This is a genomic window from Streptomyces sp. cg40 (assembly GCF_050320165.1).
GTDB classification, from domain to species: Bacteria; Actinomycetota; Actinomycetes; order Streptomycetales; family Streptomycetaceae; genus Streptomyces; species Streptomyces hokutonensis.
Genome location: NZ_CP190128.1, coordinates 1,616,347 through 1,633,070, shown reverse-complemented (window position 1 = coordinate 1,633,070; position 16,724 = coordinate 1,616,347). Strand labels below are relative to the sequence as shown.

14 protein-coding genes are annotated in these 16,724 nt (G+C 70.7%); 8 read left to right on the top strand and 6 right to left on the bottom strand.

What is annotated here, in order from left to right:
* Positions 1–68 precede the first annotated feature (68 nt).
* Together ACQHII_RS07280 and ACQHII_RS07275 are read left to right on the top strand one after the other, a co-directional pair.
* On the top strand, positions 69–548 hold the full coding sequence (locus ACQHII_RS07280) for a macro domain-containing protein (RefSeq protein WP_427918466.1): 480 nt from the start codon (positions 69–71) through the stop codon (positions 546–548).
* A gap of 81 nt (positions 549–629) precedes the next feature.
* On the top strand, positions 630–1,541 hold the full coding sequence (locus tag ACQHII_RS07275; protein ID WP_427918465.1) for a PfkB family carbohydrate kinase: 912 nt from the start codon (positions 630–632) through the stop codon (positions 1,539–1,541).
* 69 nt (positions 1,542–1,610) lie between these two features.
* Here ACQHII_RS07275 and ACQHII_RS07270 read toward each other — a convergent pair whose 3' ends face one another.
* Entirely contained in the window at positions 1,611–3,098 is a 1,488-nt protein-coding gene (locus ACQHII_RS07270; protein ID WP_427918464.1) for a M1 family metallopeptidase, read from the bottom strand.
* A gap of 249 nt (positions 3,099–3,347) precedes the next feature.
* Here ACQHII_RS07270 and ACQHII_RS07265 point away from each other — a divergent pair, with 249 nt between their 5' ends.
* Positions 3,348–5,300 carry a Xaa-Pro dipeptidyl-peptidase gene (locus ACQHII_RS07265; RefSeq protein WP_427918463.1) on the top strand — a complete coding sequence of 651 codons (1,953 nt, stop codon included), beginning with the start codon at positions 3,348–3,350 and terminating at the stop codon, positions 5,298–5,300.
* 67 nt (positions 5,301–5,367) lie between these two features.
* Here ACQHII_RS07265 and ACQHII_RS07260 read toward each other — a convergent pair whose 3' ends face one another.
* Positions 5,368–6,321, bottom strand: coding sequence for an FAD-dependent oxidoreductase (locus ACQHII_RS07260; protein WP_427918462.1), 954 nt, complete (start codon positions 6,319–6,321; stop codon positions 5,368–5,370).
* 84 nt (positions 6,322–6,405) lie between these two features.
* On the opposite strand from ACQHII_RS07260, the gene ACQHII_RS07255 reads away from it, so the two are divergent.
* The gene (locus tag ACQHII_RS07255; protein ID WP_427925248.1) at positions 6,406–7,431 is read left to right on the top strand and encodes an oxidoreductase; all 1,026 of its coding nucleotides are present in this window, start codon (positions 6,406–6,408) and stop codon (positions 7,429–7,431) included.
* Between the two features lie 48 nt (positions 7,432–7,479).
* Complete coding sequence (locus tag ACQHII_RS07250) at positions 7,480–9,123, top strand: ABC-F family ATP-binding cassette domain-containing protein (protein ID WP_427918461.1); 1,644 nt, start codon at positions 7,480–7,482, stop codon at positions 9,121–9,123.
* A 16-nt stretch (positions 9,124–9,139) separates the two neighbouring features.
* Here ACQHII_RS07250 and ACQHII_RS07245 read toward each other — a convergent pair whose 3' ends face one another.
* Together ACQHII_RS07245 and ACQHII_RS07240 are read right to left on the bottom strand one after the other, a co-directional pair.
* A complete protein-coding gene (locus ACQHII_RS07245; RefSeq protein ID WP_427918460.1) occupies positions 9,140–9,763 on the bottom strand; it encodes a DinB family protein in 624 nt (207 codons plus the stop codon).
* Positions 9,764–9,855: 92 nt separating this feature from the next.
* On the bottom strand, positions 9,856–12,243 hold the full coding sequence (locus ACQHII_RS07240; protein WP_427918459.1) for a Tex family protein: 2,388 nt from the start codon (positions 12,241–12,243) through the stop codon (positions 9,856–9,858).
* A 197-nt stretch (positions 12,244–12,440) separates the two neighbouring features.
* Here ACQHII_RS07240 and ACQHII_RS07235 point away from each other — a divergent pair, with 197 nt between their 5' ends.
* Entirely contained in the window at positions 12,441–13,175 is a 735-nt protein-coding gene (locus tag ACQHII_RS07235; RefSeq protein ID WP_427918458.1) for a DUF6585 family protein, read from the top strand.
* A gap of 36 nt (positions 13,176–13,211) precedes the next feature.
* Here the strand turns inward: ACQHII_RS07235 and ACQHII_RS07230 are convergent, their stop codons facing one another.
* Positions 13,212–14,081, bottom strand: coding sequence for an SCO6745 family protein (locus ACQHII_RS07230; protein WP_427918457.1), 870 nt, complete (start codon positions 14,079–14,081; stop codon positions 13,212–13,214).
* 113 nt (positions 14,082–14,194) lie between these two features.
* Here ACQHII_RS07230 and ACQHII_RS07225 point away from each other — a divergent pair, with 113 nt between their 5' ends.
* Positions 14,195–15,151 carry a GlxA family transcriptional regulator gene (locus ACQHII_RS07225; protein ID WP_427918456.1) on the top strand — a complete coding sequence of 319 codons (957 nt, stop codon included), beginning with the start codon at positions 14,195–14,197 and terminating at the stop codon, positions 15,149–15,151.
* Between the two features lie 19 nt (positions 15,152–15,170).
* Positions 15,171–15,806 (top strand): DJ-1/PfpI family protein, encoded by a 636-nt coding sequence (locus ACQHII_RS07220; protein ID WP_427918455.1) that lies wholly within the window; start codon positions 15,171–15,173, stop codon positions 15,804–15,806.
* On the opposite strand, the gene ACQHII_RS07215 is transcribed toward ACQHII_RS07220, so the two are convergent.
* A complete protein-coding gene (locus ACQHII_RS07215) occupies positions 15,799–16,542 on the bottom strand; it encodes an enoyl-CoA hydratase/isomerase family protein (protein WP_427918454.1) in 744 nt (247 codons plus the stop codon). The genes ACQHII_RS07220 and ACQHII_RS07215 overlap by 8 nt on opposite strands.
* Positions 16,543–16,724: the final 182 nt, after the last annotated feature.

Below are 16,724 nucleotides of genomic sequence, written 5' to 3'. Positions count from 1 at the left end.
TGTGAAACCACGGAAGGCCGTTGTCGGCGCCAGGGCCGTTGTCAGTGGTGCCGTCTACGGTGGGTGGCATGGGGGAGATCAACTATGTCCGGGGTGACGCGACCGTCCCGTCGGTCAAGGGCGTCAAGGTGATCGCGCATGTCTGCAACGACATCGGGGGCTGGGGGAAAGGCTTCGTGCTGGCCGTGTCGCGCCGCTGGCCGGAGCCGGAGAAGGAGTACCGGGCCTGGCACCGAGCCCGCGCGGGCAACGACTTCGGGCTGGGTGCCGTCCAGTTCGTCCGGGTCGAGCGGTACGTCTGGGTGGCCAACATGATCGGCCAGCGGGGGACCCGCACGGGCAGCAAGGGTGTACCCGTGCGCTACGAGGCGATCGACACGGCCCTGGGCCTGCTGGCCGACCGCGCGGCGGAGCTCGGCGCGTCCGTGCACATGCCCCGCATCGGCTGCGGCCTCGCGGGCGGCAAGTGGTCCCGGGTCGAACCCCTCGTCACCGAGCGGCTGGTACGGCGGGGGATCGCGGTGACGGTGTACGACCACGAGGACTGAGCGAAGCCGATCCCCGATCCAACTTGCCCCGCGCTGAAAGGAGTTGCAGAATCTTGCGCAACCACAGGGAAGGCCGTGATCATGAGCCGTGACATCGACGTCCTCGTCCTGGGCGGCGCCGGCGTGGACACCATCGTCCACGTCCCCGAACTGCCGCTCCCGTACGCCGACAGCTACATGATCGACCCCGGCATCACCACCCGCGCGGGCCAGACCGGCGACTTCGTGGCCCTCGGCCTGAGCGCGCTGGGCCTGCGCACCCACCACCTCGACCTGCTCGGCGCCGATCCCGAGGGCGACCTGGTCCGCGCGTTCCACCACGACCACGGCATCCCGCTCACCGAAGTCCCCGGACCCGCCGGCACCAAGCGAGCGGTCAACCTCGTCGGCCCGGACGGCCGCCGCCTCTCCCTCTACGACTCGACCCGCGCCCACCCCGACGACCGCCTGCCCGAACCCGCGGTCCGCGCCCTCGCCGAGAGGAGCCGCCACGCCCACGTCTCCATCACCCAGCCCTGCGCCCACGCCCTGCCCACCCTGCGCGAGTCCGGCGTGACGATCTCGACGGACCTGCACAACTGGGACGGCAGGAACCCGTACCAGGAGGAATTCGCTCTGGCGGCGGACATCGTCTTCCTGTCCACCACCGCCCTGACCGGCGACCCCGCCCGCACCATGCGCGCCATCGCCGAACACGGCCGCGCCGAACTGGTCGTCGCGACGGCCGGAGCCAAGGGCGCGTACCTCCTGGCCGACGACGAGGTGACCCACGTCCCACCGGTCACCCCGTCGTCCCCCCTGATCGACTCGAACGGCGCGGGCGACGCCTTCGCCGCCGCGTTCCTCTACGGCTGGCTCAACAGGGAGACACCCCAGCGTGCGGCCTTCTACGGCACAATCGCGGGCGCCCACGCCTGCACGATCCCGTCGACGGAGGCGGAGGCGATAACTCGCGGCAACCTGCTGACCCGGGCAGGGACAGCGCCCCGTTAGGGGCGCGGGGAACTGCGCGACCAGCCACATCCGGCCCGCAGTCCCCATCCCACAGAACCTGGCAGACGCTTAGTGCACGTCGTTGGTAGCCGCGATCTTCTTCCAGGACTTCGGCTGCACCGGAGCCACCGAAGCCTTCGCGATGGAAGCGGCCCGCGCAGCGGGCGCCGCCGGCTTCGTCGGCTCGAACAACCACGTGTCGAAGAGCGCCGACAACGACTTCCCCGACACCTTCTCGGCGTAGGCCTGGAAGTCCTGGACGGACGCGTTCCCGTACGCGTGCTCCGTCGGCCACCCCTTCAGAATCGCGAAGAACGCGTCGTCGCCGATCTCGTTGCGCAACGCCTGGATGGCCAACGCCCCCCGGTCGTAGACCGGAAGCTCGAACTGGTCGTCCGGACCGGGGTCACCGGGCGCGATCGTCCAGAACGCGTCGTCGGCCGGGTGCAAGGCGTAGACGTAGTCGGCGAGTTGCTGCGCCGTCCCCTCGCCCTCGTGCTCGGACCACAGCCACTGCGCGTACCGGGCGAACCCCTCGTTGATCCAGATGTCCTTCCAGCCCTTCAGCGACACGTCGTCGCCGTACCACTGGTGGGCCAACTCGTGCACGACGACCGAGGTGTTGGCGCCGTTCGCGAACTGCTTCTGGCTGTAGTAGACGCGCGTCTGCGTCTCCAGCGCGTACCCGGTGGTCGTGTTCGGCACGTACCCGCCGGCCGAACCGAAGGGATACGGCCCGAAGTAGCCACTGAGCCAGTCGACGATCTCCCCGGTCCGCTCGACACTCGCCCGCGCGGACCCGTCGTTGTCGCCGAGGTCCTTGCTGTAGGCGTTGACGACCGGGACCCCGCCCTCCGAGGTGCTGGTCGTGATGTCGAACTTCCCGACGGCGAGCGTGGCCAGATACGTGGCCTGCGGCTTGTTCTCCCGCCAGTTGTAGCGGGTCCAGCCGAGTTGCGAACTCGTCGACTGGAGCGTGCCGTTGGAGATGACCTGCGTGCCGTTCGGTACGGCCACCGACACGTCGTAGGTCGCCTTGTCACTCGGGTGGTCGTTGCTCGGGAACCACCACCACGCCGACTCGGGCTCGTCCGCCGCGACCGCGCCGTCCGGGGTGCGGTGCCAGGTGTTGAAGCCGTAGGCGCTCTTCGTGGACGGCACCCCGCTGTAGCGGACCACGACCGTGATCGGTGTGCCCGACGGCAGCGGGGTCTTCGGGGTGATCTCCAGCTCGTGCTGGCCGGAGGTCGCGAAGCTCGCCTTCACGCCGTTGACCCGCACCTCGCTCACGTCGAGGAGGAAGTCCAGATCGAACCGCGAGAGATCCTGCGTGGTCCTGGCGAGGATGGTCGCCGTACCCGCCAACTCGTCCGTGGCGGGCTGGTATTGAAGCCTGAGGTCGTAGTGCGAGACGTCGTAGCCGCCGTTGCCGTAGTACGGGTAGTAGGGGTCGCCGATACCCGGCGCGCCGGGGGAGTAGCTTGCCGCCGAGGCCGGGATCGCCAGCAGCAGGGAGGCCGCCGCGAGCGCTCCCGGCGCGATGATTCTGCGGTGCACGAGAACTCCAAGTCGTAGGGCTCCGCGGAGGGCCGAAGAGCCGTGGGGGTCCACGAATACCGAAGAGCCGAAAGGCCGACGAGCAACGAAGAGCCGTAGGCCCACTCGGTCTTCAGTCTGTTCAAAGGCTATTCAGTCCCTGTGCTCCCGTGCCTGTCCACGGCACCCCCTGTCACACGATCGCCATTCGGCCGACATGACTCCGAGTGCCTCTTCCAGCACGGGAGTTGACCGATGTACCGTCCGCGCATGCCGAAACGCACGCGCTTCACGATCTGGAGATCGCTCGCGACGGCGGCGACCGCCGCCCTCCTGGCCACTTTCCTCACCCCGGCAGTGGCCCAGAGCGCCCCGCAGGAAAGCCAACCCGTCTACTCCTACGCGAACGCGGTCCGCGAGGCCGTCTGGGTGGACACCGGACTCGACGGCGACGGAGACGGGAAGCCGGACCGGGTCGCCGTCGACATCGTCCGGCCCAGCGAACCCGCCCGCGAGGGCCGCAAAGTCCCGGTCATCATGGACGCCAGCCCCTACTACTCCTGCTGCGGACGCGGCAACGAGAGCCAGCTGAAGACCTACGACGCGAGCGGCAACGTTGTCCAGATGCCGCTGTTCTACGACAACTACTTCGTGCCCCGCGGCTACGCCTTCGTCGGCGTCGACCTCGCCGGCACCAACCGCTCCGACGGCTGCGTCGACGTCGGCGGCCGCTCCGACATCCAGTCCGCGAAGGCCGTGGTCGACTGGCTGAACGGCCGCGCGAAGGCGTACACGACCCGCACCGGAACCGTTCGCACGCAGGCGAGTTGGACCAACGGCAAGACCGGAATGATCGGCAAGAGCTGGGACGGCACCATCGCCAACGGCGTCGCCGCGACCGGCGTCAAGGGCCTGAAGACGATCGTCCCGATCAGCGCCATCTCCTCCTGGTACGACTACTACTTCGCCAAGGGCGCCCCGCTCTACGACTCCGGCCCCGACTGGCTCTCTGGCTACGTCGACAGCCCCGACGCACAGGCCAAGTGCGCCGCCGTCCAGCAGAAGATCGTCGACGGGGCACCGCGCACCGGTGACTGGACGCCGTTCTGGACCGAGCGCGACTACGTGAAGGACGCGAGCAAGGTCAAGGCCAGCGTCTTCGTCGTGCACGGGCTCCAGGACCTCAACGTCCGCACCAAGAACTTCGGCCAGTGGTGGGACGCCCTCGCCAAGAACGGCGTCGAGCGCAAGATCTGGCTCTCCCAGACCGGCCACGTCGACCCCTTCGACTACCGCCGCGACGCCTGGGTCGACACCCTGCACCGCTGGTTCGACCACGAACTCCTCGGCTACGACAACGGAATCGACCGCCAGCCGATGGCCGACGTCGAACGCCACCCCGACCAGTGGGAGACCTCGAAGGTCTGGCCGCCCAGCGGCACCGCGACCACGACCCTCCACCCCGCGCAGGGCACCCGGGCGGGAGTCGGCACACTCGGCCTCGGCAAGGGCACCGGGACCGAGACGTTCACCGACAACCCGCAAGAGAGCGAGACCGACTGGGCCGCCGCGATCGACAAGTCGACGGCGGACAAGGCCGGTTTCGTCACCGGACCGCTCAAGAAGGACCTGCGCCTGTCGGGTTCGTCGAAGGTCACGATCACGGCGACACCCACGACCTCGACGGCCCATCTGTCCGCAGTCCTGGTCGACCTGGGCCCCGACAGCATCCGCGACTACGCCGACTCGGCGGAGGGCATCACCACGCTCACGAACCGCACCTGCTGGGGCGAGAGCACGGCGGGTGACAGCGCCTGCTTCCTCGCAACCCAGGCCAAAACAACGGCAGTCGACTACAACGTCTTCAGCCGCGGCTGGGCCGACCTCGGCAACTACGCCTCCGCCACGAAGGGCGTACCGCTCACCCCCGGCAAGGCGTACACCATCACCCTCGACCTGGCGGCGACCGACCACGTCGTCCCGGCCGGCCACCGCCTCGCCCTGATCGTCGCGGGCACGGACAAGGACCTCATCGACCCCCCGTCCACCACCCCGACCCTCACCCTCGCCCTGTCCCGCACCGCGGCCCAACTCCCCCTCGTCGGCGGCGCGTCGGCGTTCGCCAAGGCCACGGCGGGAGCCGGGTCCACGGCACCCACGGCCACGACCCTCGACGGCGTACGGACACCCCGTTCCGCCGCCCAGCGCGTACCCGGCAACTGATCACCGCCCCGGAGCGGACGGCGGCGCGAACACACTCCGCCGCCCGCTCCGGGCAGACAGACGAGGCTCAGCCCAGCCGTACCAACTCCGCGGCCTCCTCCGCGCACCCCCACGCCACCGTGATCCCCGCCCCGCCGTGGCCGTAGTTGTGCACCAACACCCGGCCGCCCGGCAGCACTTGACGCTCCAGTCGTACGGCGGGCCGTGTCGGCCGCAGGCCCACCCGGTGTTCCAGGACCCGGGCGTGGGCGATCTCCGGGCGGATCGCCGCGCAGCGGGCGACGATCGCGTCGGCGGTCGCGGGGTCGGGGGTCATCGACCAGGCGCCGTCCTCGGCCGTGCCGCCCAGGATCAGGCCGCCGGGCTGTGGGAAGAAGTACGTGGACGTGTCCGCCGAGTGGTCGACCGATGTGAACCAGGTGGTGATCCCCGGGTTCTCGACCACGACCAGCTGACCGCGCACCGGCCGCATCGAGCGGTCGGGCACCAGGTCCAGGGAGTCCAGGCCCGTGCAGTTGACCACGACGGGCGCCGGTACCTCGGTGAGGTCCGTCACCGAGGCTTCCTCCACCGTCCCGCCCGCGCGCAGGAACCGTTCCCGCAGCCACGGCAGATGGGTCGACATGTCGATCAGCGGCAGGCGCGCCCACAGCCCGCCGCCGGCGCACTCCTCGGCCCGTGCCTCACGCAGCCCCGGCACCCGGCGCGCCCACGGCCCCAGTTCGTCCAGCCGGGACCCGCCCTGTACACCCTCGACCATGCGTACGCCCGTCTCCTCGGGCCGCGCCGCCAACTCCTCGTACACGCCCAGCGATTGGAGCGCCCACTCACCGACGAGCGCCTCCGGTTCGATCCGGTACGGCCACCACAGCGCGCCCGCGACCGCCGAGGTCGTCAGCTCGACGGTCTCGCGCGTCCACACCCGGACCCGGGCGCCGCTCTCGGCCAGGACGACTGCCGTCGTCAGCCCGATGACGCCCCCGCCGACCACGATGACTTCGCCACTCACACCGCTCTCCATGCGCGGACGGTAGCGGAATACCCCATGCCGTGCTCACACCGGCATCGTGCTGGGGATACTCACAGCATGTCTGCCGAACACGCGATGTCCGCCGCGTACGCGGCCTTCGGCCTGGCACCGGCGATGCGCGCCGGTGAAGTCCTCGCGGACGGCGGCTACCAGGTGCACCGCGACTTCGTCGACTTCCTCGTCGACGGCCGCCCGCTGCTCTTTCGGCTCGCCGACCTGGACGCCGTCTCCCCGCTCGCCTCCGACGTCCCGCCCGCGATCTTCACCGCCCAGGTCCGCAGCCTCCTCCTGGAGACCGACCCACCCCTGGAGGGCGGACGCCACATCATCTACGGCTGCCCCGAGTGCGCGGACCTGGCCTGCGGCGCCGTCACCGCCGTCATCGAACGCGACGGCACCGACTACATCTGGCGCGACTTCGCCTGGCAGACCGACGAACACGCCGACCTGGAACGCAACGGCTACCACGGCATAGGGCCCTTCCGCTTCGCCGGCACCGAGTACCGCGCCGCCCTCGACGCCCTCATCGACGGCACCGAACCCCCGGCCGCCAAGCGCCGCGTCCTCCTCATCGGCGCCCGCGTCGCCGTCCTCAACAAGCTCGCCGCCGCCCTCCGCGCCATCGGCATCGGCGCCGAGATCACCGGCGACGCCACCCACGTCCCCGCCGACGAACTGAGCGGCTACGGCGCCGTCGCCTTCGGCCGCGCCGTCACCCAGGACGACCGCGCCGCCGTACGGGCCGCCTTCGACCGCGCCGGAGTCGACGTGGCCTACGTCGACGGACTCGCCCCCATCGTCCCGCTCCTCGTCGCCCAGATCGAACACGCCCTGGACCGCCGCCCGTTGGAGCAGCACCGGCTGACCCGCCTGGTCGCCGCCGACGGCGAGGCGGGCATCGAGGTCACCTCCCCGTGCCGGGTACGCGTCACCGCGTACCGCCTCGACCGCCTCTACCGCAGCCACACCCAGGACGTCTTCGACGGCGTCCTGGAACCCGGCCGCCACCGCATCGCCCTCGACGCGAAGGCCGTGAAGGGCGAGTCCTTCGTGGTGGCCCGCACCACGGGAAGCGTGCTGGTGGAGCCGATGGCACGCTGAAATCCGCGGCGCGGGCGGGCAAAGGGACCGATTAGGATCGGCGGTCTGATGACTGCCACTCTCGTCGCCAAGAATCTCGCCGCCGGACACGGCGACCGCGCCCTCTTCTCCGGGCTCGACCTCGTCGTCGCCCCCGGCGATGTGATCGGCCTTGTCGGTGCCAACGGCGCCGGCAAGTCCACCCTCCTGCGGATGCTCGCCGGCCTCCTCGCACCGGAGGAGGGCGAACTGCGCCTCTCCCCGCCGGCCGCGACCGTGGGCCACCTCCCGCAGGAGCCGGAGCGGCGCCCGGGCGAGAGCGTGCGCGAGTTCCTGGCCCGCCGCACCGGCGTCGCCGAGGCCCAGCGCACGATGGACGAGGCCACCCAGGCACTCGTCGACGGCGCACCCGGCGCCGACGACGCCTACTCCGCGAGCCTGGAGCGCTGGCTCGACCTCGGCGGCGCCGACCTCGACGAACGCGCCGAGGAGATCGCCGACACCCTCGGCCTCACCATCGACCTCGACCAGCCGATGACCTCCCTCTCCGGCGGCCAGGCAGCGCGAGCGGGCCTGGCTTCCCTGCTTCTTTCGCGTTACGACGTCTTCCTCCTCGACGAGCCCACCAACGACCTGGACCTCGACGGCCTGGAACGCCTCGAACGCTTCGTCTCCGGCCTCCGCGCCGGCACCGTCGTCGTCTCGCACGACCGCGAGTTCCTCACCCGCACCGTCACCAAGGTCCTCGAACTCGACCTCGCCCAGAACCAGATCAACCTCTACGGCGGCGGCTACGAGGCCTACCTGGAGGAGCGGGAGGTGGCCCGCCGGCACGCCCGCGACGACTTCGAGGAGTACGCCGACAAGCGCTCCGCGCTCCAGGACCGGGCCCAGATGCAGCGCGGCTGGATGGACAAGGGCGTCAAGAACGCCCGCCGCAAGGCGAACAACGACAACGACAAGATCGGCCGCAAGTTCCGCAGCGAGGCCAGCGAGAAGCAGGCCGCGAAGGCCCGGCAGACCCAGCGCATGATCGAACGCCTCGACGTCGTCGAGGAGCCCCGCAAGGAGTGGGAGCTGCGCATGGAGATCGCCTCCGCGCCCCGCTCCGGCGCGGTCGTCGCGACCCTGCGGGACGCCGAGGTACGACGCGGCGACTTCACCTTCGGCCCCGTCTCCCTCCAGATCGACTGGGCGGACCGGGTCGCGGTGACCGGCGCGAACGGCGCGGGCAAGTCGACGCTGCTCGCTGCGCTGCTCGGCCGTATTCCGCTGGACGCGGGTCAGGCTTCGCTGGGCTCGGGTGTTCTTGTGGGCGAAGTCGATCAGGCCCGGCAGTTGTTCCACGGTACGGAGTCGCTGCTCGACGCGTTCTGCGCGGCCGTCCCGGACACCGAGCCGGCCGAAGTCCGCACGCTGCTCGCGAAGTTCGGGCTCAAGGCGAACCATGTGATGCGGTCGGCCGGGACGCTGTCACCGGGGGAGCGGACCCGTTCGGCCCTGGCGCTGCTTCAGGGCCGGGGGGTGAACCTCTTGGTCCTCGACGAGCCGACGAACCACCTGGACCTGCCTGCCATTGAGCAGTTGGAGTCGGCGCTCGATGCGTACGAGGGCACGTTGTTGTTGGTCACGCATGACCGGCGGATGTTGGACGCGGTTCAGGTGACTCGGCGGTTGGAAGTGGCGGACGGGAAGGTGACTGAGCAGCGGTGAGGTTCGGGTAGTGCGTTCACTGCGGGTCGGTGGGGGCTGGTCGCGCAGTTCCCCGCGCCCCTGAAGGGACGCTCCTTGCGGCGCGCTCTACCCTGTCCCGATGCTCCGCCCACCAACTCGCGTCGCCCGGCGCCATGTTGTCGCCCTCGGCCCGCTGGCCCGCCGCCCCGTCGATGAGTTCTCGTACGACGTCGGCGTGGCCCGCGTGTCGAGACGTCTCGTAGATCATGTGGGCGAGGGTGCGGTGGAGCGTGATCTCGCGCCCCGGTTCACCCGGCAGGTGGCCGATCGCGTCCAGGGGCAGCACCTCGATCGTCGTGTCCGAGTGCGCGCAGATCCGCCGGTAGTCCCCGACGATCTGCTCCCGTGTCTCGTCGGGCGTCGCCCAAAGATCCGCGTTCGGCTCCGCGTCTCCCGCGATCCACAACTCCGGTGCGTCGACGGGCCGTCCGAACACCGTCCCGAAGTAGAAGGCTTCTGCCCCGGCCAGATGCTTGACCAGTCCCAGCAGATTGGTGCCGGTCGGCGTCATCGGCCGCCGGATGTCGTACTCCGACAGCCCTTCGAGCTTCCAGAGGAGCGTGTCACGGCTGTCCTGAAGGATGACGCGGAGGCCGGCCTTGAAGTCCGTTGGGATCATGCGCCCAGTCTGTCGTAGGGCGCCAAGCGCCCCGTAGGGGCGCGGGGAACTGCGCGACCAGCCCCCACCGGCCCGCAGCTCCCCACGACCTCCTACCTGCGCCCCTTCTTCGGATCGACCAACCCCGCCTTGCGCAGAGCATCCGCCATCGCACTGTTGGCCGGCGGCGGAGCCGCCTGGCGTGAACCCGAACCACCGCCCTGCTGCTGCCGCTGCTGAGGCGGACGCCCACCGCCCCGCTGCCGACGCTCGCCACCCCCACCCTGCTGTCGCCGCTCCCCGCCGGAGGCCTGCGCCTCAGCGGGGTCGTCCAGCCGCAAGGTCAACGAGATCCGCTTCCGCGGAATGTCGACGTCGAGCACCTTCACCTTGACGATGTCCCCCGGCTTCACCACGTCCCGCGGGTCCTTGACGAACGTCTTCGACAGCGCGGAGACATGCGCCAGCCCGTCCTGGTGGACACCGACGTCGATGAACGCCCCGAACGCGGCGACGTTCGTGACGACCCCCTCCAGGACCATCCCGGGAGCCAGGTCGGAGATCTTCTCGACGCCGTCCTTGAAGGTCGCCGTCTTGAACGCGGGCCGCGGGTCGCGCCCCGGCTTCTCCAGCTCCTTGAGGATGTCGGTCACGGTCGGCAGACCGAACTTGTCGTCGACGAACTCGGTCGGCTTCAGCGACCGCAGCACCGCCGTGTTGCCGATCAGCGACGCCACCTCGCTGCCCGCCGTCTTCACCATCCGCCGTACGACCGGATACGCCTCGGGGTGCACGCTGGACGCGTCGAGCGGGTCGTCGCCGCCGCGGATGCGGAGGAAGCCCGCGCACTGCTCGTAGGCCTTCGGGCCGAGCCGGGCCACGTTCTTCAGCTGGGTGCGGGAGGTGAAGGGGCCGTTGGCGTCGCGGTGCGACACGATGTTCTCGGCGAGGCCCGAGGTGATGCCGGAGACGCGTGAAAGGAGCGGCGCGGAGGCCGTGTTGACGTCCACGCCGACGCCGTTCACACAGTCCTCGACCACCGCGTCCAGCGAGCGCGACAGCTTCACCTCGGACAGGTCGTGCTGGTACTGGCCGACACCGATCGACTTGGGGTCGATCTTCACCAACTCCGCGAGGGGGTCCTGGAGTCGGCGCGCGATGGAGACGGCGCCGCGCAACGAGACGTCCATGTCGGGCAGTTCCTGCGAGGCGAACGCGGACGCCGAGTACACGGAGGCGCCGGCCTCGGACACCATCACCTTGGTGAGCTTCAACTCCGGGTGCTTGGTGATGAGTTCACCGGCGAGCTTGTCGGTCTCGCGGGACGCCGTGCCGTTGCCGATAGCGATCAGGTCGACCGAGTGTTGCGCGGACAGCCGGGCCAGCTTGGCGAGGGCCTCGTCCCACTTGTTGGCCGGGACGTGCGGGTAGATGACGTCCGTGGCGACGACCTTGCCGGTCGCGTCGACGACCGCCACCTTCACGCCCGTACGGAAACCGGGGTCCAGGCCGAGCGTCGCGCGGGTGCCGGCGGGGGCGGCGAGCAGCAGGTCGCGCAGGTTCGAGGCGAACACGTTCACCGCCTCGTCCTCGGCCGCCGTACGCAGCCGCAGCCGCAGGTCGATGCCGAGGTGCACCAGGATGCGGGTGCGCCAGGCCCAACGGACTGTGTCCTGGAGCCACTTGTCGCCGGGACGGCCGCGGTCGAGGATCTGGAAGCGGTGGGCGACCATCCCCTCGTAGGAAGAAGGTCCCTCGGTGGCCTCCTCGGGCTCCAGGACGAGATCGAGGACGTCCTCCTTCTCGCCGCGCAGCATCGCGAGGATGCGGTGCGAGGGCAGTGCGGTGAACGGCTCCGAGAAGTCGAAGTAGTCGGCGAACTTGGCGCCCGCCTCCTCCTTGCCGTCCCGCACCTTCGCCGCGAGCCGTCCGCGCACCCACATCCGCTCGCGCAGCTCGCCGATCAGGTCGGCGTCCTCCGAGAACCGCTCGGTGAGGATCGCCCGGGCGCCGTCCAGGGCGGCCTGCGGATCGGCGACACCCTTGTCGGCGTCGACGAACGCGGCGGCAGCGGCCAGCGGCTCCACGGACGGATCGCCCAACAGGCCCTCCGCGAGCGGTTCGAGACCGGCCTCGCGCGCGATCTGCGCCTTGGTGCGCCGCTTGGGCTTGAAGGGGAGGTAGATGTCCTCAAGACGCGCCTTGGTCTCGGCGGCCCGGATCTGCGCCTCCAGCTCCTCGGTGAGCTTGCCCTGCTCGCGCACCGATTCGAGGATCGCGGTCCGCCGCTCCTCCAGCTCCCGCAGATACCGCAGCCGCTCCTCGAGCGTGCGCAGCTGCGCGTCGTCGAGCATCTCGGTCGCTTCCTTGCGGTAGCGGGCGATGAAGGGCACCGTCGAACCGCCGTCGAGCAGCTCGACGGCGGCCTTCACCTGCCGCTCCCGTACGCCGAGCTCCTCGGCGATCCTGCCTTCGATGGACCCTACGAGGGGTGTCGTCACGCCCGTACCGCCTTCTCCACTGAGGTTGCGCGGCAATTGTGGCAGGTGGCACCGACACCCGGGGATCAGGGCGCCGTCCCGGATCCGTTTTTCCGTGATCTTCTGGACGGCGGGAGCGGAGTACGACAGGCTGCGGGTATCGCCTGGTATGAGCAGGCAACGGACAACTGACACCCCTTCCAGCGAAGTTGAGGCTCATGCCCGCGACAGTCCCCCTTGCGCCCCCGTCCCCCGCCGTCGCCGAACTGGCGGCACAGCACGAACTGGGCGCGCTGGTCGCCACCTTCGGACCCCAGCGGTTCGGGTGGTTCGTGAAGTCGTCGTTCTACCTGACGCTCACGGTGCTGTTCTTCATGTTCGTGGTGCCGGCCGTGATCTTCTACTACGTGGCGCTGCGCCGCACCCCGGACTTCAACCCCAGACAGGCGGCCAAGCGGCTGCACCTGTTCGAGCACGGCATGGTCGCCGACCAGGAGACGGGCGCGGGTGCGGTGGCCGTGCGGTGGGACCGGATCAGGCTCTACGAGGAGCAGGTACAGAAGATCATCAACGGCATACCGGGTCCGATCCTGTACACCTGCCTGGCGACGAGCCCGGGCGCGAGCGTGACGGTCACCAACTTCTACGAGAACCCCCGCACCTGGGCCCCGGCCATGCAGGCGGCGGTACTGCGGGCCCAGGGCGCCACCGCGCAGCAGGCGTTCCTGGCCGGTGAGGTCCTGGACTTCGGCGAGTTCGACCTCTCCACCGCCGGCGTCGCCCACCGCAAGCAGCTGCTGCCCTGGGCCCAGGTGGGGCAGGTAAAGCTCGGTGGCGGCGCCGTCGCGGTGATGAAGACCGGCGAATCGGCATGCTGGGCCCGCGCCACGGCCAAGAGCGTCCCGAATCTCCAGGTGTTCCTGGCCATGGTGGACAAGCACCGCGGCGCGTGAACCCGCTCCGCCGGGGACCTGATCCGCCGACAGGCCCTAGCTCTTGCCCAGCAGGTTCGACGGGAACGCCCCGGCGGCGAGCGCGCGCCGGGCGAACCCGGTCGCCAGCTCGGTCAGCCGTACGACTCCTTCGGCGCCCAGGTGCTCGTAGGGTGCCCGGTCCAGGCGGTCGGTCTCCGTCTCGATCCCGGCCCGCAGTGCTGTGCCCGCCTCGGTCAACTCGCCGTCCCCGTCGAGCAGCCCGCGCTTCCGGAGCCGTCCCGCGGCGGCGTCCCACTCCTCCTGGCTCCAGCCGCGCGTGCCGAACACCCACTTCGGGGTCATGCCCTTGCCGGTCGCGGTGTGGGTCACCACCGCCTCCAGGCCGTCGAGTTCGGCGGACATGAGGGCGGCCAGGTGACCGTCGCCGCGGTGCTCGCGCAGCAGGGTGGCGGCGTGGAAGTACGCGAGGTGCGGCTCCTCGGGGACCGGCAGATCGGCGTGCGCGGCGTACAGGGGACGCGCGGCACGCGTGCACGCCTCGGTGGCCCGCAGTGCCAGCCGCGCGGCCTCCGCCATCTCCTCCGACTCGACGACGTCGTCGCCCAGGAGGCGGCGCAAGGTCGCGTCGACGGCACGCGCGCGTGCCTTCAGGGCCTGCTCCGGGGAGACGGTCTCCCACACGGCGGGTACGTGCCGGGCCACGAGTTCGTACTTGTAGTTGTAGAAGGTCGCCGCCACCACGCCGGGCCCGACCCGTCCCAGCGCCGCCGCCCGGGCGGCGAAGTTGACGGCCCTGGAGTCCGTGACTCCGAGCTCCGCCAGTTCCCTCCCCAGGTCGGGCGAGAAGTAGAGCGTGGCGTGCAGGGAGTTGAGCGCGTTGTGGCAGCGGCGCCCGGCACGGAGGTCGACGGCGGCAGTAGTCATGACGGTCACGTTACCGACTGGTCGGTACGTGCTCCAGCGGCGGGCGTCCGATGGCAGGAAAGGTGGGGTACTCGTCATTGCGGCCATCGAGCGGAACGCGAAGAATCGACCGTATGCGAACCGTCCTGGTGGTCCTCTTCGACGATGTGCAGAGCCTCGACGTCACCGGCCCGCTGGAGGTCTTCGCGGGCGCCGAGAAGCTGGCACCGGGGACCTACCGCATCCGTACGGCCTCCCTGGACGGCGGCCCGGTACGCACCTCCAGCGGCCTGACCGTCGTACCGGACTCGACCCTCGCGGACGCGCCCGCCCCGCACACCCTGCTCGTCCCCGGCGGCCCGGGCGCGCGTGGCCCCGAACCGCGGCTGACCGCCTGGCTGCGCGAGCACGGGCCGCGCGCCGAGCGGCTGGTGTCCGTGTGCACGGGAGCGATCGTGCTCGCCCGGGCGGGCCTGCTGGACGGCCGGCGGGCCACCACGCACTGGGCGTACTGCGCGGAGTTCGCCCGTGACCATCCCGCCGTGACGGTCGACCCCGACCCCATCTACGTCCGCGACGGACCCGTCTCCACCTCGGCCGGTGTCACCTCGGGCATCGATCTCGCCCTCGCGCTGGTCGAGGAGGACCTCGGCCGGGACGCGGCGCTGACCATCGCCCGCCACCTGGTGGTGTTCCTGCGGAGGCCCGGGAACCAGGCCCAGTTCAGCGCCCAGCTCGCCGCCCAGACGGCCTGCCGGGAACCCCTCCGCGAGGTCCAGCAGTGGATCACCGAGCACCCGGACGGCGACCTGGGCGTCGACTCCCTGGCCGCCCGCGCCCGCCTCTCGCCCCGCCACTTCGCCCGAGCCTTCCGGGCCGAGACCGGCATGACCCCCGGCCGCTACGTCGACCGCGTCCGCCTCGAACACGCCCGACGCCTCCTGGAGGACACCGCCGACGGCATCGAGGAGATCTCCCGCGCCAGCGGCTACGGCACCCCGGAGGCCATGCGCCGCGCCTTCCTCAAGTCCCTCGGCACGGCCCCGGCGGAATACCGCCGCCGCTTCCGCCCGGCACCATCCGCCCACTGACCGTCCCGAAAGGCCCCCGATGCAGATCGCCATCGTCCTCTTCGACCGCTTCACCGCCCTGGACGCCGTAGGCCCCTACGAGACCCTCGGCCGTCTCCCCGACGCGGAGACCGTGTTCGTCGCCGAGGAGGCCGGTCCCGTCCGGAACGAGAGCGGGAACCTCGCGCTCGTCGCCGACCGGACGCTGGCCGAGGTGTCGTGCCCGGACATCGTGGTCGTCCCGGGCGGTCCCGGCCAGACCCCGCAGATGGAGAACGAGACCCTTCTGGACTGGCTGCGCACGGCCGACGCCACCAGCGCCTGGACGACCTCGGTGTGCACCGGCTCGCTGCTGCTGGCCGCCGCCGGACTGCTTCAGGGCCGCCGTGCGACCTCGCACTGGCTGGCCCTGGAGCAGTTGGAGCGGTTCGGTGTCGAGCCCACGGGGGAGCGGGTGGTGACCGACGGGAAGTACGTCACCGCGGCCGGTGTGTCCTCGGGCATCGACATGGGGCTCACCCTGCTCGGCCGGATCGCCGGCGACGAACACGCGCAGGCCGTACAGCTGTTGACCGAGTACGACCCGCAGCCGCCCTACGACGCGGGCTCTCCGGAGAAGGCGCCCGCGCATCTCGTCGCGGAGTTCCGGGCCAGGAGCCGGTTCATTCTCAGGTAGTCCAGGTGAAGCGCGCCTCGCGGCGTTCCAGGAACGCGGCGACGCCCTCCGCGGTGTCGTCGCTGCCGCGGGCCTGCTCGGCCCAGTAGCCGTCCCTGTCCGTACGCCCGTCGGCGAACTCCTTCGCCGCGGCCTGCGTCAGGCGCGAGCGGGCGGCCAGCACCCGGGTGAACTCGGCGACCCGCTTGGCGAGTTCGCCCTCGGGCAGCAGCTCGTCGAGGAACCCGGTGCGCAGTGCCCGCTCCGCGTCGATCAACTCGCCCGAGAAGAGGAGGTACTTGGCGGTTCCCGGACCCACCAGCGACACCAACCGCCGGGTGGAGGACGCCGGATACACGATCCCGAGCTTCGCCGGAGTCACCCCGAACAGCGCCCCCTGCTCCGCGAACCGCAGATCGCAGGCCGCCGCCAACTGCGCGCCGCCGCCCACGCAGTGACCCCGGATCGCGGCCAGCGTCGGCTTCGGAAATGCCGCCAGCGCCTCCTCCGCGAGCCCCGCGAGCCCCTGCGCCTCGGCCGCCGACTCCCGCAGCGTGGAGATGTCGGCCCCGGCGCAGAACGTCCCGCCCTCACCGGTCAGCACCAGCGCCCGTACGGCGGGATCGGCCGCCAGCGTGTCGAGCAGCGGCGGCAGCGCGCGCCACATCGCGGCCGTCATCGCGTTGCGCTTGCCGGGGTGGTGGACGACGACGGTGGCGACCGAGTCGGCGACCTCGTGCAGCAGTCGGGGCTCCATGCGCCGGATGCTACGTACAACCGGAAGAGTTCGCGAAGTCGGCATGATCGGAACACGAGCGGTCCGACACGGGACCGTGCCGGGCGGAATCGGTCGTAATACACCCGAAAACTGCTGACTTCTGTTCAGTCGTTGGGGGCGGAGCGGGTCGTTGCCAACACTCGTCGGGTGGTGACAATCGA

What these genes read in the sequence shown, in the direction of transcription:
- ACQHII_RS07280 (WP_427918466.1), top strand. Translation starts at nt 69, where the DNA reads ATGGGGGAGATCAACTATGTCCGGGGTGACGCGACCGTCCCGTCGGTC.
- ACQHII_RS07235 (WP_427918458.1), top strand. Translation starts at nt 12,441, where the DNA reads ATGCCCGCGACAGTCCCCCTTGCGCCCCCGTCCCCCGCCGTCGCCGAA.
- ACQHII_RS07260 (WP_427918462.1), bottom strand. Translation starts at nt 6,321, where the DNA reads ATGGAGAGCGGTGTGAGTGGCGAAGTCATCGTGGTCGGCGGGGGCGTC.
- ACQHII_RS07220 (WP_427918455.1), top strand. Translation starts at nt 15,171, where the DNA reads ATGCAGATCGCCATCGTCCTCTTCGACCGCTTCACCGCCCTGGACGCC.
- ACQHII_RS07215 (WP_427918454.1), bottom strand. Translation starts at nt 16,542, where the DNA reads ATGGAGCCCCGACTGCTGCACGAGGTCGCCGACTCGGTCGCCACCGTC.
- ACQHII_RS07250 (WP_427918461.1), top strand. Translation starts at nt 7,480, where the DNA reads ATGACTGCCACTCTCGTCGCCAAGAATCTCGCCGCCGGACACGGCGAC.
- ACQHII_RS07245 (WP_427918460.1), bottom strand. Translation starts at nt 9,763, where the DNA reads ATGATCCCAACGGACTTCAAGGCCGGCCTCCGCGTCATCCTTCAGGAC.
- ACQHII_RS07255 (WP_427925248.1), top strand. Translation starts at nt 6,406, where the DNA reads ATGTCCGCCGCGTACGCGGCCTTCGGCCTGGCACCGGCGATGCGCGCC.
- ACQHII_RS07225 (WP_427918456.1), top strand. Translation starts at nt 14,195, where the DNA reads ATGCGAACCGTCCTGGTGGTCCTCTTCGACGATGTGCAGAGCCTCGAC.
- ACQHII_RS07275 (WP_427918465.1), top strand. Translation starts at nt 630, where the DNA reads ATGAGCCGTGACATCGACGTCCTCGTCCTGGGCGGCGCCGGCGTGGAC.
- ACQHII_RS07265 (WP_427918463.1), top strand. Translation starts at nt 3,348, where the DNA reads ATGCCGAAACGCACGCGCTTCACGATCTGGAGATCGCTCGCGACGGCG.
- ACQHII_RS07230 (WP_427918457.1), bottom strand. Translation starts at nt 14,081, where the DNA reads ATGACTACTGCCGCCGTCGACCTCCGTGCCGGGCGCCGCTGCCACAAC.